The organism is Sphingomonas sp. TZW2008 (assembly GCF_002117915.1).
Classification (GTDB): Bacteria; Pseudomonadota; Alphaproteobacteria; order Sphingomonadales; family Sphingomonadaceae; genus Sphingomonas.
Window position 1 is genome coordinate 431,995 of record NZ_BDJB01000005.1, and the last position, 18,108, is coordinate 450,102.

Annotated in this window: 17 protein-coding genes; 10 read left to right on the plus strand and 7 right to left on the minus strand. The window is 66.3% G+C overall.

The features are described from left to right. Nucleotides 1-3: 3 nt before the first annotated feature. Complete coding sequence (locus tag B7L05_RS08025; RefSeq protein ID WP_144037179.1) at nt 4-1,065, minus strand: glycosyltransferase family 1 protein; 1,062 nt, start codon at nt 1,063-1,065, stop codon at nt 4-6. A 125-nt stretch (nt 1,066-1,190) separates the two neighbouring features. Here B7L05_RS08025 and B7L05_RS08030 point away from each other — a divergent pair, with 125 nt between their 5' ends. The 5 genes from B7L05_RS08030 (at nt 1,191) to B7L05_RS08050 (ending at nt 5,641) form a co-directional block, all read left to right on the plus strand. Beyond that, a complete protein-coding gene (locus B7L05_RS08030; RefSeq protein ID WP_085809742.1) occupies nt 1,191-1,889 on the plus strand; it encodes an ABC transporter ATP-binding protein in 699 nt (232 codons plus the stop codon). 105 nt (nt 1,890-1,994) lie between these two features. Next, the gene (locus B7L05_RS08035) at nt 1,995-3,137 is read left to right on the plus strand and encodes a polysaccharide biosynthesis/export family protein (protein WP_085809743.1); all 1,143 of its coding nucleotides are present in this window, start codon (nt 1,995-1,997) and stop codon (nt 3,135-3,137) included. Between the two features lie 105 nt (nt 3,138-3,242). Beyond that, nucleotides 3,243-4,253 carry an SIS domain-containing protein gene (locus tag B7L05_RS08040; protein WP_085809744.1) on the plus strand — a complete coding sequence of 337 codons (1,011 nt, stop codon included), beginning with the start codon at nt 3,243-3,245 and terminating at the stop codon, nt 4,251-4,253. An 18-nt stretch (nt 4,254-4,271) separates the two neighbouring features. Continuing rightward, nucleotides 4,272-5,078, plus strand: a complete 807-nt coding sequence (gene kdsB / locus B7L05_RS08045; RefSeq protein WP_085809745.1) for a 3-deoxy-manno-octulosonate cytidylyltransferase — start codon at nt 4,272-4,274, stop codon at nt 5,076-5,078. Then, nucleotides 5,075-5,641 carry a histidine phosphatase family protein gene (locus B7L05_RS08050; protein ID WP_085809746.1) on the plus strand — a complete coding sequence of 189 codons (567 nt, stop codon included), beginning with the start codon at nt 5,075-5,077 and terminating at the stop codon, nt 5,639-5,641. The genes kdsB and B7L05_RS08050 overlap by 4 nt, the downstream gene beginning before the upstream one ends. Here the strand turns inward: B7L05_RS08050 and kdsA are convergent. Further along, on the minus strand, nt 5,638-6,462 hold the full coding sequence (kdsA, locus tag B7L05_RS08055) for a 3-deoxy-8-phosphooctulonate synthase (RefSeq protein ID WP_085809747.1): 825 nt from the start codon (nt 6,460-6,462) through the stop codon (nt 5,638-5,640). The genes B7L05_RS08050 and kdsA overlap by 4 nt on opposite strands. Next, nucleotides 6,462-6,725: a hypothetical protein gene (locus B7L05_RS08060; RefSeq protein ID WP_256926659.1), complete on the minus strand. Its 264-nt coding sequence runs from the start codon at nt 6,723-6,725 to the stop codon at nt 6,462-6,464. The genes kdsA and B7L05_RS08060 overlap by 1 nt, the downstream gene beginning before the upstream one ends. Nucleotides 6,726-6,776: 51 nt before the next feature. On the opposite strand from B7L05_RS08060, the gene B7L05_RS08065 reads away from it, so the two are divergent. The 4 genes from B7L05_RS08065 to B7L05_RS08080 all read left to right on the plus strand — a co-directional run bounded on the left by B7L05_RS08065 (nt 6,777) and on the right by B7L05_RS08080 (nt 11,635). Next, a complete protein-coding gene (locus B7L05_RS08065; protein WP_085809749.1) occupies nt 6,777-7,901 on the plus strand; it encodes a hypothetical protein in 1,125 nt (374 codons plus the stop codon). 4 nt (nt 7,902-7,905) lie between these two features. Continuing rightward, nucleotides 7,906-9,303, plus strand: coding sequence for a cytochrome P450 (locus B7L05_RS08070; RefSeq protein ID WP_085809750.1), 1,398 nt, complete (start codon nt 7,906-7,908; stop codon nt 9,301-9,303). Nucleotides 9,304-9,384: 81 nt separating this feature from the next. Beyond that, nucleotides 9,385-10,419, plus strand: a complete 1,035-nt coding sequence (gene dinB, locus B7L05_RS08075; protein WP_144037197.1) for a DNA polymerase IV — start codon at nt 9,385-9,387, stop codon at nt 10,417-10,419. Between the two features lie 109 nt (nt 10,420-10,528). Next, entirely contained in the window at nt 10,529-11,635 is a 1,107-nt protein-coding gene (locus tag B7L05_RS08080) for an SET domain-containing protein (protein ID WP_256926661.1), read from the plus strand. Here the strand turns inward: B7L05_RS08080 and B7L05_RS08085 are convergent. From B7L05_RS08085 to B7L05_RS08100, 4 genes are all read right to left on the minus strand, one after another. Continuing rightward, the gene (locus B7L05_RS08085; RefSeq protein ID WP_085809753.1) at nt 11,632-13,476 is read right to left on the minus strand and encodes a CHASE4 domain-containing protein; all 1,845 of its coding nucleotides are present in this window, start codon (nt 13,474-13,476) and stop codon (nt 11,632-11,634) included. The two genes, B7L05_RS08080 and B7L05_RS08085, sit on opposite strands and share 4 nt — an antisense overlap. Nucleotides 13,477-13,490: 14 nt before the next feature. Further along, nucleotides 13,491-15,383, minus strand: a complete 1,893-nt coding sequence (locus B7L05_RS08090; RefSeq protein ID WP_085809754.1) for a bifunctional diguanylate cyclase/phosphodiesterase — start codon at nt 15,381-15,383, stop codon at nt 13,491-13,493. Nucleotides 15,384-15,496: 113 nt separating this feature from the next. Continuing rightward, nucleotides 15,497-16,390: an ROK family protein gene (locus B7L05_RS08095; RefSeq protein ID WP_085809755.1), complete on the minus strand. Its 894-nt coding sequence runs from the start codon at nt 16,388-16,390 to the stop codon at nt 15,497-15,499. Between the two features lie 2 nt (nt 16,391-16,392). Beyond that, nucleotides 16,393-16,833 carry a MarR family winged helix-turn-helix transcriptional regulator gene (locus tag B7L05_RS08100; RefSeq protein WP_085809756.1) on the minus strand — a complete coding sequence of 147 codons (441 nt, stop codon included), beginning with the start codon at nt 16,831-16,833 and terminating at the stop codon, nt 16,393-16,395. Between the two features lie 78 nt (nt 16,834-16,911). Between B7L05_RS08100 and hppD the strand changes: the two genes are divergently transcribed. After that, nucleotides 16,912-17,997: a 4-hydroxyphenylpyruvate dioxygenase gene (gene hppD / locus B7L05_RS08105; protein ID WP_085809757.1), complete on the plus strand. Its 1,086-nt coding sequence runs from the start codon at nt 16,912-16,914 to the stop codon at nt 17,995-17,997. The last annotated feature ends 111 nt before the right edge of the window (nt 17,998-18,108 follow it).

Sequence of the window (18,108 nt, forward strand, 5' to 3'; positions counted from 1 at the left end):
CGCCTAGAGCGCCAAACGGGAATCGCCAGCGAATTCGCGGTGCAGTGCGCGCACGCGAGCACCGAAGGCCGCGGGCGTGAATCGAGCAGCGTTACGCGCACCAAGGTCGCTGAGTGAACGGCGCAAGTGCTGGTCACGGCTCAGGGCGCGCAGCCCGCCAGCGATGGCATCGATATGGAGCGGATCGACGAGCAGCGCCGAATCACCAGCAACCTCCGCCAGCGCGCCGCGATCCGATGCGAGCACCGGCGTACCGAGCGCCATTGCTTCGATTACCGGCAACCCGAACCCTTCTGCGAGCGAAGGCATCAGAAGCGCGCGAGCCTGCCGGATCAGGGTCACCAGCATCGCGCGTGGCTGATAAGGCAAAACGATCACGTCCGCCGGTATCGGCAAGCCCGCGAACGATGGCCCGACGAGCACGAGCCTTTCGGCGACGCCGCTCGCCCGCCACGCCGCCACCAGTCGCGGCAAATTCTTGCGCGCCTCCGCAAGACCGCAGAACAGGAAATATCGGCCCGCAACGAGTGGTGCCGGCAGTGGCTGTAGCTGATGCTCGAGATCACTCGCCGCAGCGCCCATGGCAACCACGCGATCGGCGCCGACGGCAAGTGCATCAATGATCGCGTCGCGTGCGTGTCCAGATACGGTAACGATGCGATCAGCAATGGCGGCGATCGCGTCCAAACGCTGTCGGAGCGCCGTCGCGTCGATCGGCGACAAGGCAGGATCGGTCAGCGGGATCACGTCGTGAACGGTGTAGAGATTGATCCATCCCGTGATGCGAGCGGGTATCGGATAGGTCCAATGGATGATGCCAGGGCGCCCCGACGCATGAAGCTCCAACAATTTGCCGGTCGCCGCGAAGCGCGCATGGGCGAGCCTGAACACGTCGCCCGCGAAAAGCATCTCGCCCTCGCGCCACAGGCGAACCTTGAGCGGCAGGTGAGCACGCAGCCGGCGCCAGACGATCTGCGGTAATGGGTTAGCTGCATCCAGCACCCCGCCCCGCGCATCACCGAGAACCATCGCCGCACGACCGGTCGCGGCGAGCGCCGCGCGCAAACCATGCGCGTAGCTTGCGACCCCGGTTGCCTTGGTCGCCGCGAGACGCCCGTCGACACAAACCGGCACCTTTTGCAGCTCGTCGCAATCCACTATCGTCGGCCGGCACAATCGACAGGCTCGCGATGATCGTCCTCGACAGCGTTTCCAAGGTATATCACGGGCACAACGTCGACAACGAAGTGCTGCGCGATGTCAACCTCGTCATTCGACCCGGCGATTCGTTCGGGGTGTTCGGCGCAAACGGCGCGGGCAAATCTACGCTGATGAAGCTGCTGGCTGGGGTAGAACGGCCGACGACGGGCCGGATCGCGCGAACAATGTCGGTGTCCTGGCCAATCGGCTACGCCACCGCCTTCCACCCAAGCCTGACGGGCGCAGACAACGCCAAATTCATCGCCCGGATCTACGGCGTCGACGAGCGCGAGCTCCTCGATTTCGTCAGCGATTTCGCGCAGCTTGGTTCGTACATGCATGAGCCGATCCGCACCTATTCAGCCGGCATGTCGGCGCGCCTTGCCTTCGGCGTGTCATTGGCGATCAAGTTCGATTGCTACCTCGTCGACGAGGTGACCGGCGCGGGAGACGAGCGCTTCAAGCTGAAGTCCGAGGAGGCATTGCACGAGCGGCGCGAGCGCGGAACGCTTGTCATGGTGTCGCACGATACCAGCACGTTGTTCCGCTACTGCCAGCGCGGTGCCGTGGTCTATGGTGGCAGCGTCACGCTTTACGACACGATTGAAGAGGCGGCGGACGTCCATCACCGTCTGCAAAGCCTGGGCGCGCGTGCCCGCCGCGGCGAGCGGGCAGCGGCGGCAGCCTAGTCGCCGCGCGCGAGGCGGATTGTCTTAGCCGCACCTACGCGATACTTGCGCAAACCAGCGGGATATTGGGTCGAGCAGACCCAGGGGTGGGGATTGTTTATGCGAATGGCCGAACTTTTCAGGTCGTCGCGCGCGGTGCTTGCCGCGCTCGCCGCCGGGCCGCTGCTGGCAAGCTGCTCGACGCTACCTAGCGCCGGGCCGACCGCGGCACAGATCAACCAAGCGCTGGTCGCGCATAACCAGACCGGCTTCACGATCGTCGATATCGACGCTCAGTCCGCGCCGGCGCTCGCCTTCGCTCCGCCCGCTCCTGGCGCGCTTGCGCGGCTCGCGCGGGAGGGGCGGATCGACACCATCGGTCCGGGTGACGTGCTCGACGTCAACCTCTTTGAAGTCGGCGTCACGCTGTTCACGGCGCAGACGACCGGCCCAGCGCAGGGCGGTACCTTCAATCCTTCGGCACGCGGCACGCCGCTTGGCCCGGTTCGCGTCGATGCCGCCGGCAATATCCAGCTGCCGTACATCGGCCGCCTCGCTGTCGGCGGCAAGACGCCCGGCGAGGTCGAAGGGATGATCGAGCGTGGCTTGCGCGGACTGTCGCAGCGGCCGCAGGCCCTGGTGTCGATCCGCACCAATGCGTTCAACGTGTTCTACGTTTCGGGCGATGTGCGCACCCCCGGAAGGTACGAGCTCGGCCTTCCGCGCGAGCGGCTGCTCGATGCACTCGCGCGCGCGGGCGGCACCGTCAACCAGCCGGACGATATGGTCGTGCGTATCACCCGCGACGGTGTATCGGCGGAAACGCGTCTGTCTGCAGTCGATGCGTCCGGTCCGCAGAACATTGCGCTTCTACCCGGCGACCGGGTCGAATTGTTCAACCGGCCACGCACCTTTCTTGTCTTCGGTGCGAGTGAAAAGGTCAGCCAAGTCGCCTTCGGTGCAAATCAGCTGTCACTTGCAGAGGCACTTGCGCGCGTCGGCGGCCCGAGCGAGCGGATCGCCGACGCCTCCGCCGTCTATCTCTTCCGCTACACGCCGGCGGGCACCGGAACGGAAGGCACAACCCCCGTCATCTATCGCCTCAACATGATCCGACCCGACAGCTATTTTCTGTCGCAGCGTGTCGGCATGCACGACAAGGACGTAATCTACATCGCTACGGCCCGTGCGAACGCGCCAGCGAAGCTCGCGCAGATCCTGGGGCAGCTCTTCTCGCCGATCCTTGCGGTCCGGGCCGTCACCAACTGATCGGGCCCGTTGCCGTGATTACCGGTTCGACATTTGGCTGCGTTGCGTGATGGAGCGGGTTTCACGAGCCTGGCATTTCTCGACCGCGGCGGGGCACGTTCGCTGATGGCGACGGTCAAGGATCCCGTCCGCCCCTCGCGGGCAAGAGGCAGCCGCCGCTCGGTCGCCTCCCGTACGGTGGCACTCGCGGTCGACGGGCTCGTCGCACTGGAGGCGGCCTTTGCCGACGCCGATTTCCTTGACCGGTTCGAGCAGCTCGTCAGCACGATCATTGAGGCGCCCGGGCGGGTCATCCTGGCTGGAATGGGCAAGAGCGGTATCATCGCGCGCAAGATCACCGCGACCCTCACATCGACCGGTATGCCCGCGATGTTCCTGCACCCGGCAGAAGCGGGACACGGTGACCTTGGCATGGTGACGGAGGGTGACGTCGTCGTCATCCTGACCCGCTCGGGCGAGACCAGTGAGCTCGCGGCGATCTTCGCTTATTGCAAGCGCTTCGCGATCAAGACGGTGACGATCACCGCCCGCCTCAATTCCACTGCGGCGCGTGCGGCCAACCTCGCTATCCGCCTGCCCGCGGTTCGTGAGGCATGCCCGATCGAATTAAGCCCGACGACTTCCACCACGCTCCAGCTCGTCTTCGGCGATGCACTGGCGATGACCTTGATGGCGCGGCGCGGTTTCTCGACCGACGATTTTCACAACTTCCATCCTGCCGGCCGGCTCGGTGCCCGTCTGTTGCGGGTGCGCGACGTTATGGCGCGCGGTAGCGACGTACCGCGGGTGGCGCCCGATGCGTCGCTGCTCGACGCAACGATTGAAATGACCCGGACGCGGCACGGCGCCACGGCCGTCGTCGACGGCGAGGGGCGGCTCGTCGGCGCTTTTACCGACGGCGATCTACGGCGATCGGTCAATCTCGAGCGCAGCCTCACCAAGCCGGTGAGTCAATTCATGAGCCCCAATCCGCTGTGCATCGGGCCGAACGAACTCGCCTCGGAGGCGCTTCGCCGGCTGCACGAGCGGAACGTCCTCCTTCTGTTCGTCAATGAGGGCGATCGGCTGGTCGGCGTTGTTCATATGCACGACGTGCTGCGCGCCGGCGTCGCCTGACCGCCGCGTGCAACGGCCATGAGCGTCCTCGTCGTCATTCCGGCCCGCATCGGATCGACCCGGCTGCCGTCGAAGCCGCTTCGGGAGATTGCCGGCGTCACGCTGCTCCACCGCACCATTGCGCTCGCTCGGCGCGGCATCGCGGGCGGCACCGCGACGCTCGTCGTCGCGACCGACGATACGCGCGTCGCCGACCATGCCGCCGTCGTCGGTTGTGCGGCGATCATTACCGATGCCACGATCTCGTCTGGCTCCGGCCGCGCGCTCGCCGCGGCGCTGACGCTACCGGCGCCCCCGGCGATCGTCGTCAACATGCAGGGGGATGCGCCGTTTCAGCCCATCGCCGCGCTTCCCCACGTGATCGCCGCACTGACAGATCCCGCGGTCGCGGTGGCGACGCCGGTGGTTCGCCTGTCCTGGACCGCGCTCGACGCGCTGCGTGCGCACAAACAGGTCACGCCATTCAGCGGGACGACGTGCGTCCGCGCGCCGAACGGCCGTGCGCATTGGTTTTCCAAGACAATCCTGCCGGCCATCCGTGATGAGGCCGCGCTTCGCGCGTCGGGCCAGCCATGCCCCATCTGGCGGCACGTCGGCCTTTACGGCTACCGCTTAGCCGCCTTGCAAACATTCGAGGCTGCCCCGCCCTCCGCGCTCGAACGCCTCGAAGGCCTCGAACAGTTACGCTTCTTCGACCTTGGCATCGCGATTGATACCGTCGAAGTCGCCCCCGCTGCCTTCGACCTGGGCGGCATCGACACCGAGGCTGATATCGCCCGCGCCGAAGCGTTGATCGCGCTGCACGGCGATCCGCACCTTTCATGAGGGCGATCATCGTTCGCCACGGGGATACGTTTCCACCCGGTGCCGAGCCGCGGCGGATCGGCGCGCGAACCGATCTGCCGCTGGTGGCCAGCGGGCGGGCGCAGGGGAACCGTCTTGCCGCAACCCTGTCTGGAACAGCGATCGACCGTTGCCTGACGTCCCCCCTCCTCCGCACCCGCGAAACTGCCGCGATCATCGCGCCGCATATCCAAGCGGCGACGGTCGACTGGCTACGCGAGATCGATCACGGTCCGGACGAAGGCTTGACCGAGACAGCAGTACGGGCACGGATCGGCGCTTCTGCGCTATTCGACTGGGACACTCGCGCCGTTGCACCGGCCGACTGGATCGTCGACGCTGCGACGCGCCTCACTGCCTGGCAGACGTTCTTTGCCACCGCGCAGGGTACGACGCTGCTCGTCACCAGCAACGGCGCCGCCAGGTTTGCGCTTCTGGCGCTCGGTCAGCCGCCGGCGAAGCTGCGAACAGGGGCATATGGAGAGATCGTCGACGGTCGTGTCATCGCGTGGGATGTACGCCCAGACGAACCCGTCCAGCGCTAGGACCGCTCCTTCGTTATCGCATCGATCCGCCGCAGCGACTCGATCAGCCCAGGCAACCATCCGAGCGGCAGCATGACCGGCCCGTCGGACGGCGCGTTATCCGGATCATCATGCGCCTCGGCAAACACTGCCGCGACGCCGACGGCCACCGCGGCACGCGCGAGCGCCGGGGCGAAGCGCCGCTCGCCCCCAGACGATTGCCCCATGCCGCCGGGTGCCTGCACCGAATGCGTCGCATCGTACATCACGGGATAGCCGGTACCGGCCATGATCGGGAGCGCGCGCAGGTCGCTAACGAGCGTGTTGTAGCCAAAGCTCGCCCCACGATCGGTCAGGATGATCCGCTCGTTGCCCGTCGATGCGATCTTCGCCGCCACCGCCGCCATGTCCCACGGCGCCAGGAACTGCCCTTTCTTGACGTTGATTGCCGCGCCTGTGCGTCCCGCCGCGAGCAGCAGATCCGTCTGCCGCGACAGAAACGCCGGAATTTGCAGGATGTCGACCGCCTGAGCCGCCGCGTCGGCCTGCTCCGGTGCATGAATATCGGTCAGCACGGGACAGCCGAGCAAATCGCGCACCTCCGCCAGGATGCGCAGCCCCTCGTCGATACCGACGCCGCGCCGCCCCGTCAGCGAGGTGCGGTTCGCCTTGTCGAACGATGCCTTGAAGACGAACGGGATCCCCGCCCCGCGCGCCATGCCGGCGATCGCCTCGGCCAGTCGCAGGCAATGATCGCGCCCCTCGATCTGACAGGGACCGCTTACTAGCACGAACGGCCGATCGTTCCCGAACGTCACATTTCCTACGGTGACGATAGTCATCACCCACGCGCCTTCACGAAGCGGCGCAACAATTGGCCACGCCAGGGCCACGGCGAGGAGTGGTAGTTCCAGAAGAACCAGCCGAACAAGAGACAGGCAAGATACGACGGTAGCGCCATTGGATCGCCGTTAGCACGCATCGTATGAAAGAATTGCCGATCGACCAACCAGCGTTGCCGTTCGCTACCGCCGCCATTGATGCCGTACATATTGTCGTGCCGGCGGCAGCCGGCATTGCGATTGTATTTGGTCGGATCGAGCAACAGGCAGTAATTCCGTTCCCGTGCAGCCATGCGATCGTGTAGGCAGGCGTGATGGCGGGGTTCAAGCGCAAAGTCTTCTACGTTGGCGGGTTCGACCCCCGCGGATTGCGCTTCTATCACGCGCTCGCTGTCGAGCAGATCGCCCGCTTCGCCGCCGTTACCGGCCGCCCCGCTATTGTTTCCACCCGTCGAACGACAAACGAGCACCGCACCGACTGGTCGATCGACGATCCATCAGTCGGAACACACACCGAGTACAGCTTCCTGCGCTGGGATGATCTTGTTCGCGCCGCGTGGATCAGAAATCCGCTCACGCTCGGGATGCGGGCGTGGCGCGCCTATCGCGCGAACTTGAAATACCTTGATTTCACCACCGGCAAGCGGCTCGGCAAAGGCCCACTCGTCACGCTTTTCTATCCCCCGATCCTCACGCTCGCGCTGCCCATTCTCCTTGCATTGCTGGTCTTTGCGATCGTCACGATCTGGTTGCCCACCACCGTGGCACTTATCATCGGCGTTATCCTGGGAATTGCCATGGCGGCACCGTTGCTGACGCGTTGGCACGCGCCATGGCTGCTGCGCTTCTTCGTCTTCAACAGCGAATTTGTCAGCGAACCGGCGCAAGCCAGTCTCGAAGCCCGGCTTGACGCCTTCGCCGACGAGATTTTGGCGAGCCTGTCAGGCGAGTGGGACGAAGTCCTACTGCTGACGCACAGCAACGGCTCGATCCTCGCCGTACCGCTGATGAACCGCCTCCTCGATCGCTGCACTGACGCGCTGCCCCCGGCGTTCGCACTGGTGACGATGGGGCATTGCATTCCGCTCGTTGCCTGCCGGCGCGATGCGACGCGCTTCCACGATCAGCTGCGTCGGCTGGCGGGCGCGCACTTCCGCTGGATCGATATCGGATCGCCCCCCGATGGAGCGGCCTATTTCGGCGTCGATCCGATGGCGATCGTCGCGCCCAATACCACCCCGCGCCTCGACCTGCTCAGCCCGCGCTTCCACCTGTTCTACGATCCCGCAACCTACCACAGCGGCTACGCGAACAAGTATGAGATTCATTTCGACTATCTGCGCATGGGCGATCGCGTCTCGCCACTCGACTTTCCCAGTTTGATGACCGCGGCGCAGCCGATCGATGCATCGGTCGCGGCGTTCCGCGCGATCGGCTGACCGCATGGCCTTGCCGAATATCGGTGGCGAGCATCGCGACGGCCGTTTCACACCGCCCTTCCCAGATCCGCATCCGAAGAAATCGTCGCTTTTCTGGCGTTTCGTTCGTGGATGGAATTCATGGATCCACGTTCTGTTCGCCAAAAGCTACACGATGAAGATGGGGGAAATCCACACCCCCGGCCTTCACATGTATATCGCGAATGAGTTGCCGCTGGTGAGGCGGATCATGGCGGACTGGCGCGCTTTTCCCAAACACCATCTGCTCGTGCGCACGCTCGGTCCGGCGATCGGCAACAGCGTGTTTTCCGCCAACGGCGACGATTGGGCGACGCAGCGTGCGATGATCAATCCTGCGTTCCAGCAGACCGCGCTCGGCCACACGCTGCCGATGATGCAGGCCGCGGCTAACGCGCTGGTTGAGCGGCTGCGCGCATACGATCCGTCGCGATCCGTCGATATCGATCCACTGATGACGCACGTCGCCGCCGACGTGATTTTCCGCACGCTCTTTTCGGTCCCGCTCGATGCGGCGGGCGCCCAGCGCATTTACCGCGGGTTCAACCGGTTCCAGCGCCATGCTCAGTCGGCGTCGATGATGCGGTTCTATCGGCTGCCCTCATTTGGCTTCTTCAACCGCTCGCGGCGCGCGGCGGCCGCGATCCACGCCGTTTTTCAACCGATCGTGCAGGCGCGCTACGACGCCTATCACGCGGGAGCCGCGGCGCCGGCCGACGATATCCTCGCCGCGCTGCTTGCCGCCCGACATCCGGAGAGCGGCCGCCCGTTCACCTTTGACGAGCTGATGGGCCAAGTCTCGACGATCTTTCTTGCCGGTCACGAGACATCGGCGAGCGCGATGAGCTGGACACTCTACTGTCTCGCAGAGGACCAGACCACGCAGGCTGCCGTGCGCGGCGAAGTGGAGGCAATTTGCGGAGACGGGCCGATCGCGGCGGATGCGATCCGGCGCCTCTCCCTCACGCGCAACGTCTTTCGCGAAACGCTCCGGCTCTATCCGCCCGTCGCCTTCATGCCGCGCGAGGTGACGTGTCCGACGCAGATGCGCGACAAGCAGCTCGCCCCCGGCGCGATGCTCGTCGTCTCGCCTTGGCTGATCCAGCGCAACGAGGACAATTGGGCCTGCCCCCACGCGTTCGACCCGACGCGCTTCGACGACGCGGCAAACCGTGCCGCGATGCGGGAGGCATGGCTGCCGTTCGGCGCCGGTCCGCGCACCTGTGTCGGCCAAGGCTTCGCCATGCAGGAGGCCGTAGTCATACTCGCCAGCGTGATCCGCACGTTCGATCTCGCGCCCGTTCCCGGCGACGTTCCGGAACCGGTGAGCCGACTGACGTTGCGCCCGAAGAACGGGATCCGTCTGCGCTTCACTCCACGCTGACCGGGCAGGTGGAGCGGCAGGCGCCGGCGTCCTATATCGCCCGCTGTGAGCGACCCGGTGCGCAAGATCATCCATATCGACATGGACGCCTTCTATGCGTCGGTCGAACAGCGCGACGATCCGGCGCTGCGCGGCCGGCCGGTGGCAGTGGGTCGATCGCGGGCGCGCGGAGTGGTCGCGGCTGCCAGCTACGAGGCGCGCGCCTTTGGCGTGCGCTCGGCGATGCCTTCAGTGACCGCGATCCGGCGGTGCCCTGACCTCGTCTTCGTGTCGCCGCGGTTCGACGTCTATCGCACTGTCAGCCGCCAGATCCACGCGATCTTCGCCGATTACACTGACCGCATCGAACCGCTTAGCCTCGACGAGGCCTATCTCGACGTGACCGAAGATCGCCACGCCCTAGGCTCGGCACGTGCGATCGCAGAGCAGATCCGCACTCGTATCCGGGAGGCGACCGGCCTCACCGCCTCCGCCGGCGTCAGCTACAACAAATTCATCGCCAAGCTCGCCTCCGATCAGAATAAGCCCGACGGGCTATGCGTGATCCCCCCTCGGCACGGCGCGGCTTTCGTCGCCGGGCTGCCGGTCAAGCGCTTCCACGGCGTCGGGCCGGTCACGGCGGAAAAGATGGCCAGGCTCGGCATCGCGACCGGCGCCGACCTCGCGGCGCATCCGATCGCTTTCCTGCGCGCGCATTTCGGCAGCCACGCCGACTATTTGTTCGGCGCCGCCCGCGGCGTCGACGATCGGCCGGTGCGCGCTCACCGTCAGACGAAATCGATCGGTGCGGAACGCACGTTCGAGGTCAACATCACCGACGCCGCGGAAGCGGCAGCGGCGCTCGCCCACGTCGCCGACGCCGCCTGGATCCGCATCGCGCGCAGCGGCGAGCAGGGCCGCACCGTCACGCTCAAGCTGCGAGACGCGTCGTTCAACACGCGCACCCGCGCTCGCTCGCTGCCCCGGCCGATCGCCGACACTGCCGAATTCCTAGCCATCGGCCAGGACCTCCTATCTCGCGAGCTTCCCGTCCCGGGCGGCATTCGGCTTCTTGGCCTGACGCTCTCGGGCATCCTCGATCACGTGCCCGCCGTGCAGCCAACGCTGCCGCTCTAAGCTGCGGCCTTCACCCCCCGCTGGACGCCGAGTCCGCGACGCGATAGCGTGGTTAACGGGGCGTTTAGGGGTTCAGGTCATCGACGATCCGTGGTTCTTCGTCGCGGTGGTGGCCAGCTTCGCGGGATATGCGATCTACCTTGCCGGTCTGCGCCAGCGCCTCGTCGAGCCTAACCGCGCGTCTTGGCTGATCTGGGGCACGTCGACGACGATCGAGGCGGTCACCTATGCGGCGCTCAATCCCCGCACGCCGCAATCCTACGTCTTTCTCCTTTCCGCCGCCGCCTGCCTCGGTATCGCGCTGGCGCTGTGGCGGCGCTCGCGCTGGAGCGCGCCCGACGCGGTCGAAAGCCTTTGCATGGGGGCCAGCCTCGCGGCGATCGTGCTGTGGCTCGTATTCCGCGAGGCGTTCTGGGCACACATGCTGGTGGTCGCGGTGGTGCCGGTCAGCTTCTGGCCGACGTGGCGCTCTGCGATCGCCGATCGCGCGCGCGAACGGTCCCCGGCATGGGGCTTGTGGACGATCGGCGACCTCGCCACGCTGCTGCTCGCGACGCGATCGGGCAGCCAGGACGTCGGCGAGTACGCCTATGTCTTCGTCGAGCTCGTCTGCCACGCCAGCGTCTGGTTCATCATCGGTCTCGCGACGATCAACCCGCTGCGCTCGTTCGGCTGGCGGGACGGACGCCTGCGCGTGCTCGATGCCTATGCCCCCGCGGTGAACCCGTTCCGCGTCGCGGAGAATCATCTCGGCAAGGCAGTCTATGCCGCGCAGGGCTTCGTCGCGGGCGAGCGGATCGTGCGCTTCGGCGGCCGGCGCGTCTCGGCGAAGCGGCTGCCGCGCCGACTTCTCGGCGAGCGTGACCGCTATCTGCAGGTCGCGCACGACGCGTATCTGGGGCCGTCTGGCGGGATCGACGATCTCGTCAACCACAGCTGTGCGCCCAACGCCGGCCTCCGCTTCGCCGCCGACGAGGTTGTGCTGATCGCGATCCGCGACATCGCGCAGAACGAGGAGATCACCTGGGACTATTCGACCACGCTGGCGGACGACAGCTGGACGATGGGGTGCCGGTGCGGTGCGCCGGCGTGTCGCGGCGTGGTGCGCGCCTTCGCCACGCTGCCGCCCGAGCGGCAGCGTTGGTATCTCGCGCGCAACATCGTCGCCCCCTACCTGCGCGGCAGCGACCAGGCGACAGCGGAGCGCGTCGCCTAAGCCGCCTGGGCGAGCGATGCCGTCGCCGGCGCGCGCAATGTCAGGATTGCCACCGCGCCGCGGCCGCGACCCTCGCTTTCGAGCCGCAGCGATCCCTCCATCGCGGTCATCGAATTGGCGCACCAGTGCAGCCCGAGCCCGCCCGACTTGTGCCGGCGCGTCGAGAAACCGCGTTGGAACAAGGTCGCGCCGGTGTCGGGGTCGAAGCCCTCGCCGTCGTCGCGGATCCTGACGATGACCGTATCGTCCGCCTCGCTCACCGATACCGCCAGCGATCCGCTCTGCCGCCCGGCCGCCGCGATCGCCTCCGCCGCGTTGGCGAAGAGATTGCCGATCACCTGGCTCAGGATCACGCGATTGGCGAGCACCGGATGCGGCTGCGCGGGGAAGCTGAACGCGATCGACGTGCCGTCCGAATAGCGCGCGATCGTCGCGTTCTGCGCGATGATGTCGGTCACGTCGCACGCCGCCAGCGCGGGTCGCTCGTGCGCGTGCGCCTGCTGTTCACCGATGATGTCGAGCACGTGCGCCATCGCCTCACGGCCAATCCCGAGCTGCTGCACCTGCTCGCGCCGCGCGGTGTCGAGCGCCTCGATCGCGGCGGCGACGAAAGCCACCAGCTTGGCGCGCCGTGCGGCCGGGATGTCATCGCGCGCCAGTTCGGCCGCCGCCCGGTCGAGCGTCGCGCGATCGATCGGTGCGGGTTGCGCGATCCCGCGCCCGATGATCGTCGAGATCGGGTTCAACGCGTTGCGCACATTGTGCATCACCGCCACCGCACTCTCCGATCGGCCGAGCGCGAAAGATTGTACCTCGACCTGCTCGCGCAGATCCTTGAGCTGGCTCAGCATCGCATTGAAGCTCCGCCCGAGCGAGCCGAGTTCATCGCGCCGCCCGTCGTCGTGGAGCAGCGTCATCGATCCCGACGCGCGAACGTGCAGCATATGCGTCTCAACGCGGTTCAGCGGCTTCAGGACCAGCCGCGCGATCATCCGACGAAGCACCACCAGCACGACAAGTAGCAGCATCGTCGAGCCAGCGACCGCGAGCAGCAGCATCCGCCGGCCTAGTACCGACACGTCGCGCGGCACGACGAAATGCGCCCGCGCCACCGCGCGCCCGTCGGCGCCGGTGATCGGAACCGCGATCGCCATCCGAGTCGCCGTGCTGCGCGCGGGCGTGGCCCCCGCGGCACCAAGCTCGATCCGCGCAGTCAATTGCAGCAATTCGCTGAGCTGTGCCGAAGTGATCTCGCGCGCCATCAGCACGTACCCGCGTGGCGCACCGGTTCCGTCGCTACGCCGCACCTGCGCCACGCCGACCGCGGCGACGACATCGCCAAGGCGCGTGTAGTAATAAGTGGCACTGCGCCCCTTCAGCAGCGCGGCAAGGTCAGTCCGCCCGATCTCGTCGACCAGTCGCCGCCGCAGCGCAGGGCGCTCCTCACGGCTATCGTCGATCCAGCGCGCGATCAGAATGCGGCGATCAGTGCCGACATAGGCCATGCCGTTGATGTCGAGGTTCGCCATCGCCAGCGGCGAGAAGCTTTCCCGCTCAAACGCGGCGTTCGGCGCGGCCATGTAATCGTAGCTGGCGTTCCAATCGCCATAGTCCTTGACCGCGCTCTCCACTTTGGAGGCGTATTCGACCAGCGCCGCGCGCGTACGATCGACGTGAGCTGCGACCGCGCGCTGCTCAAGCTCGTTGAAGCTCGGCGTGATGACGCCGGCGAGCAGGATCGTGATGCCCAACGCGCCGGCGATGCCGACCGCAGTCATGATGAGGACAAGCCGCGCGCCGAGCGACGACGGTTGACGCAGCCGATTGATCGTCGAAGCCATCGCGCTGTCCTCGATCAGCCGTGGGTGCCGGTCGCGGCCGCCTCCTCGTCGGCGGGCGGTCCGGCGACATAGCGGGCTTCCGCGATCACGCGCGCCTCCTCGGCGGCGACGGGACGCGAGAAGAGATATCCTTGAAGGTGGCTCGCCCCGGCAGCGCGCAACAGCGCGACCTGCATCTCAGTTTCGACCCCCTCGGCGATCACGCCGAGTCCGAGTGCACGACCCAGGTGAATGATCGAATGAACGATCGCCGCCGACTCCCGCTCGCGACCCATGCCGTCGATGAAGCTGCGATCGATCTTGAGGCTGTCGAGGGCGAATTTGCGGATGTTGTAGAGGCTCGAATAGCCGGTACCGAAATCGTCCAGCGCGATACGGAAACCCATCTGACGCAGCTTGTACAGCGTCTCGGCTGCACGCTCGGCATCGTCGAAGATCGCGGTCTCGGTGATCTCGATCTGCAGCCGGTGCGGCTCGACGCCTGCGCGCTGCACCTGCTCCATCACGTGTCCGACGAAGTTGTGCCGGCGGAACTGCCGCGGTGAGAAGTTGACCGACACATATTGTCCCGGCCACTGGCTGAGCACTTCGAGCGATTTGGCGAGCACCCAATCGCCGAGCTCGTGGATCAGGTTCGATTCTTCGGCGATGGGAATGAAGATCGCCGGGCTGATCGGGCCATGCTCCTTGGTATACCAGCGCAGCAGCGCCTCGAAGCCGACGATCTCAAAAGTACCGTTGGCGACGATCGGCTGAAATACCATGCCCAGTTCATCGCGCGCGATCGCCTGTGAGAGGCCGTTCTCGATCCGGCGGCGGATGCGAATGCCCTCGTCCATGCTCTCGTCGAAGAGGCGGGCGTTGTTGCGCCCCTGTCGTTTGGCATCGTTGAGCGCAAGATCGGCGCGGCGCAGCAGATCAACCGGATCGCGCGCCCCGTCGTCACCGGCGGTGACCACGCCTGCCGACGCTGAACCCTGCACTGAATGCCCGAGCACCTTCATCGTCGTGCCGCATGCTGCGACCACGCGGTCGCACGCCATCACCGCCGCTTCATCGCCCGCGGTATCGAACAGCAAGCCGAATTCGTCGCCTCCCAGCCGCGCCATCATCCCGCCCTCGGGCAGCGCCGCCTGCAACACCGAACAGATTTCGCGGATCAGCTCGTCGCCCGCCAAATGCCCGAGCGTATCGTTGACCAGCTTGAACCGGTCGAGATCGACCATCGCGACCGCGAACCGCCCCGGCCGCCGCACCCGCTCGCCCAACGCGCGCTGGAAGGCGAGCCGGTTGGGTGCGTCGGTCAGCGCGTCGTGGTTGGCAATATGCACCGCACGGCTCTCGTTCGCCGCAAGTTCCGCCGCCTGCTCCTCGAGCTGCACCACCTGCTGCGCCAGCACGGCGCGCGCTTCCTCGAGCTCGCGGTCGATCTGCCAGCGGCGCCCGAGCGCTGTTGCCGTCTGCACGATCTCGGCCACCTCGAACGGCTTGGCGACGTAGAAGATCTTGTCCGGAGGGCCAGCGACGCGGCTGATCTCGGCGGGCGAGAAATCCGAATAGCCGGTGACGATCACGATGTTGATGTGCGGATCGAGCGCCCGGATGCGCGCCGCGGTCTCCTTGCCGTCGATCCCCGGCGGCATGCGCACGTCGATGAACGCGACGGCGAAGGGCTGTCCGTCGCGCAGCGCTTCTTCGACCGCGCCGACCGCGTCGAGCCCCTGCATGTGGTGAACGCACGCGAATGTCGGGGTGTCCGCTGCCTGCTCGGCGTCGCCCGCTCCCTCACCGAACAGATCGCTCGCCATTGCCGACAGCGCGGATGCGGCACCGTCCGCGATCGGCGCGAAGCTGCGCCGATAGGATTCGTGCATCGCGGGTTCGTCGTCAACGATCAGCAAACGCATCAGCCATACCTCGAACGCCGGGCGACCGACCGCCCGAACCGATAGGCCATTCGTAAGTGGACGAGGTTACCGCTGCGTAAACGATATTCTTCCGCAGACTCGCGGCCTTTGCGTCAGGCGTGCGACAGCGCCTGCTGGCCAAGTACGATCGCCCCGAGCGGCCCTGCGTTGTTGCCCAGCGCTGGCGGCACGATGAACGTATCGACGTCTTCCACCTCGGGTATCGCGATATAGCCGCCAAGCGACTGACGCAGCGCGGCGCGCACGCGCGGGAACAGGAACTGGCTTCCCACCATCACGCCGCCGCCCACCACGATGCGGCGCGGCACGCCGGTCAGCACCACCATGTGCAGCATCTGCGCCAGCGCGTGCACCACGCCGTCCCACGCCGGATGATCGGGCGGCAGTTCCTCCCCCTTGATCCCGCTACGCGCGGCGATCGCGGGCCCCGATGCGAGTCCTTCGACACAGGCGCCGTGGAACGGGCACACCCCGCTCCAATCGTCGCCGGCGAGGCGTTGCGGGCGAACGTGGCCGAGCTCGCTGTGCGTCAGGCCATCGACGGGTCGCCCGTGCGCAACCAACCCTACACCGATTCCGGTCCCCACGGTGACATAGGCGAGATCGTCGAGCCCCGCCGCCGCGCCCCATCGCGCTTCGCCAAGCGCCGCGCCGACGACGTCGCTGTGGAACCTCGTCGGCACGCCGTATCGTGCCGCCAGCCTGCGCGCCACGTCGGTACCCGCCCAGCCCGGCTTGGGCGTCGAGCTGATGCGGCCATAGTCGCCCGCTTTGGGATCGATCGATACCGGCCCGAAGCTCGCGATGCCGAGCGCCGCATAGCCGCGCCAGCCGTCGATCACCGCTTCGATCGCCGCCAGCGTCTCGTCGGGCTTGGTCGTCGGCAGCTCGACGCGCTCGTGAACCGCCTCCGGCCCGCTCGCCAGGATGACGATGCACTTGGTGCCGCCCAGTTCGACCCCGGCGATCAGCGGCGCGTCGTCCATCGTCATTCCTCCAGCGCCGCGGCGTCGATCCGCCGCAGCATCGCAACGAAGCCGTCGAGTTCGGCCTTGGTGAAGCGCGCGAACACCTTCGCCTCCAGCTCGATCGCCTTCGGCGCGACGCTGGCGTAGAGGTCCCGCCCCGCGCTGGTCAGCGACAGATGGTGCGATCTCTTGTCGCCGGGGTTGGGCGCGCGCATCAGCAGCCCGCGATCGACGAGCGCGATCGCAGCGCGACTCACCGTCACCTTGTCCATCCGCGTCCGTTCGCCGATCTCGGCCTGGGTGATCGCCGCCGCCTCCGCCACCACCGCGACGAGCCGCCACTCGGGGATGGTCAGCCCGAACAGCGATTCGTAAGCGCGCGCGATGCGATCGCTGACGAGGTTCGACGTGATCGAGAGGCGATACGGCAGGAACCGGTCGAGCACGAGCTGGTTGGTCATGATGCCAGCGGTAGCATTTGACACGATCCGCTCAAGGCGCGATGATCGTTTCAAATGATACCAGATGAGGGTGCCGTCATGTCCACCGCCATTTCGCTCGACACGCCGACCGCCGATATCGCGCCAAACTCTTCGTCCAACCCGCTCGGCCTCAACGGCTTCGAATTCGTCGAATTCACCTCGCCCGATCCCGACGCGATGGCGCGACAGTTCGAGCAGCTCGGCTTCGTCGCGACGCATCGCCACCCGACCAAGAACATCACGCGCTACAAGCAGGGCCGCATCAACCTGATGCTCAACCGCGACGAGGCGGGCCGGGTGAAGCAGTTCCGCAACGAACACGGCGCCTCGGCCAGCGCGATGGCGTTCCGCGTCGCCGATCCGGCCAAGGCGGTCGAGTGGGCGGTCGCCAACGGCGCCGAGCTGACCGACGAGGACGATACCGTCATCAAGGGGATCGGCGGCTCGTACCTTTATTTCATCAAGGACGGCGTGGATCTCTATGCCAATTGGGCGGAATATCCGGGCTGGCAGGAGGCCGAGGCCAAGAACAACGTCGGGCTCGACCTGCTCGATCACCTTACCCACAACGTTCGCCGCGGCCAAATGCAGGTATGGAGCCAGTTCTACCGCACGCTCTTCAATTTCGAGGAGCAGAAGTATTTCGACATCAAGGGCAAGGCGACGGGCCTGTTCAGCCAGGCGATGATCGCGCCCGACAAGGCGATCCGTATCCCGCTGAACGAGAGCCAGGACGACAATTCGCAGATCGAGGAATTCATCCGCGAATATCAGGGCGAAGGCATCCAGCACCTCGCGCTGACCACCGACGACATCTACGACACCGTCGAGCGGCTGCGTGCCCGCGGAGTGAAGCTGCAGGACACGATCGAGACCTATTACGAGCTGGTCGACAAGCGCGTCCCCGGCCACGGCGAGGATCTCGAGCGGCTGCGCAAGAACCGCATCCTGCTCGACGGCTCGATCGAGAATGGCGAGGGCATCCTGCTCCAGATCTTCACCGAGAACATGTTCGGCCCGATCTTCTTTGAGATCATTCAGCGCAAGGGCAACGAAGGCTTCGGCAACGGCAACTTTCAGGCGCTGTTCGAGTCGATCGAGCTCGACCAGATCCGTCGGGGCGTCATCAAGGTCGATGCGTAAGCATCGACCGGACGCGAGCGCAAAGGCGCTCGGACCCGACCGGCCAGCGCGGCATAGCCGGCGCACAGGGCGCGGCTTTGCCGCGTCTGACGCGCCGGCGAGCCACACCAC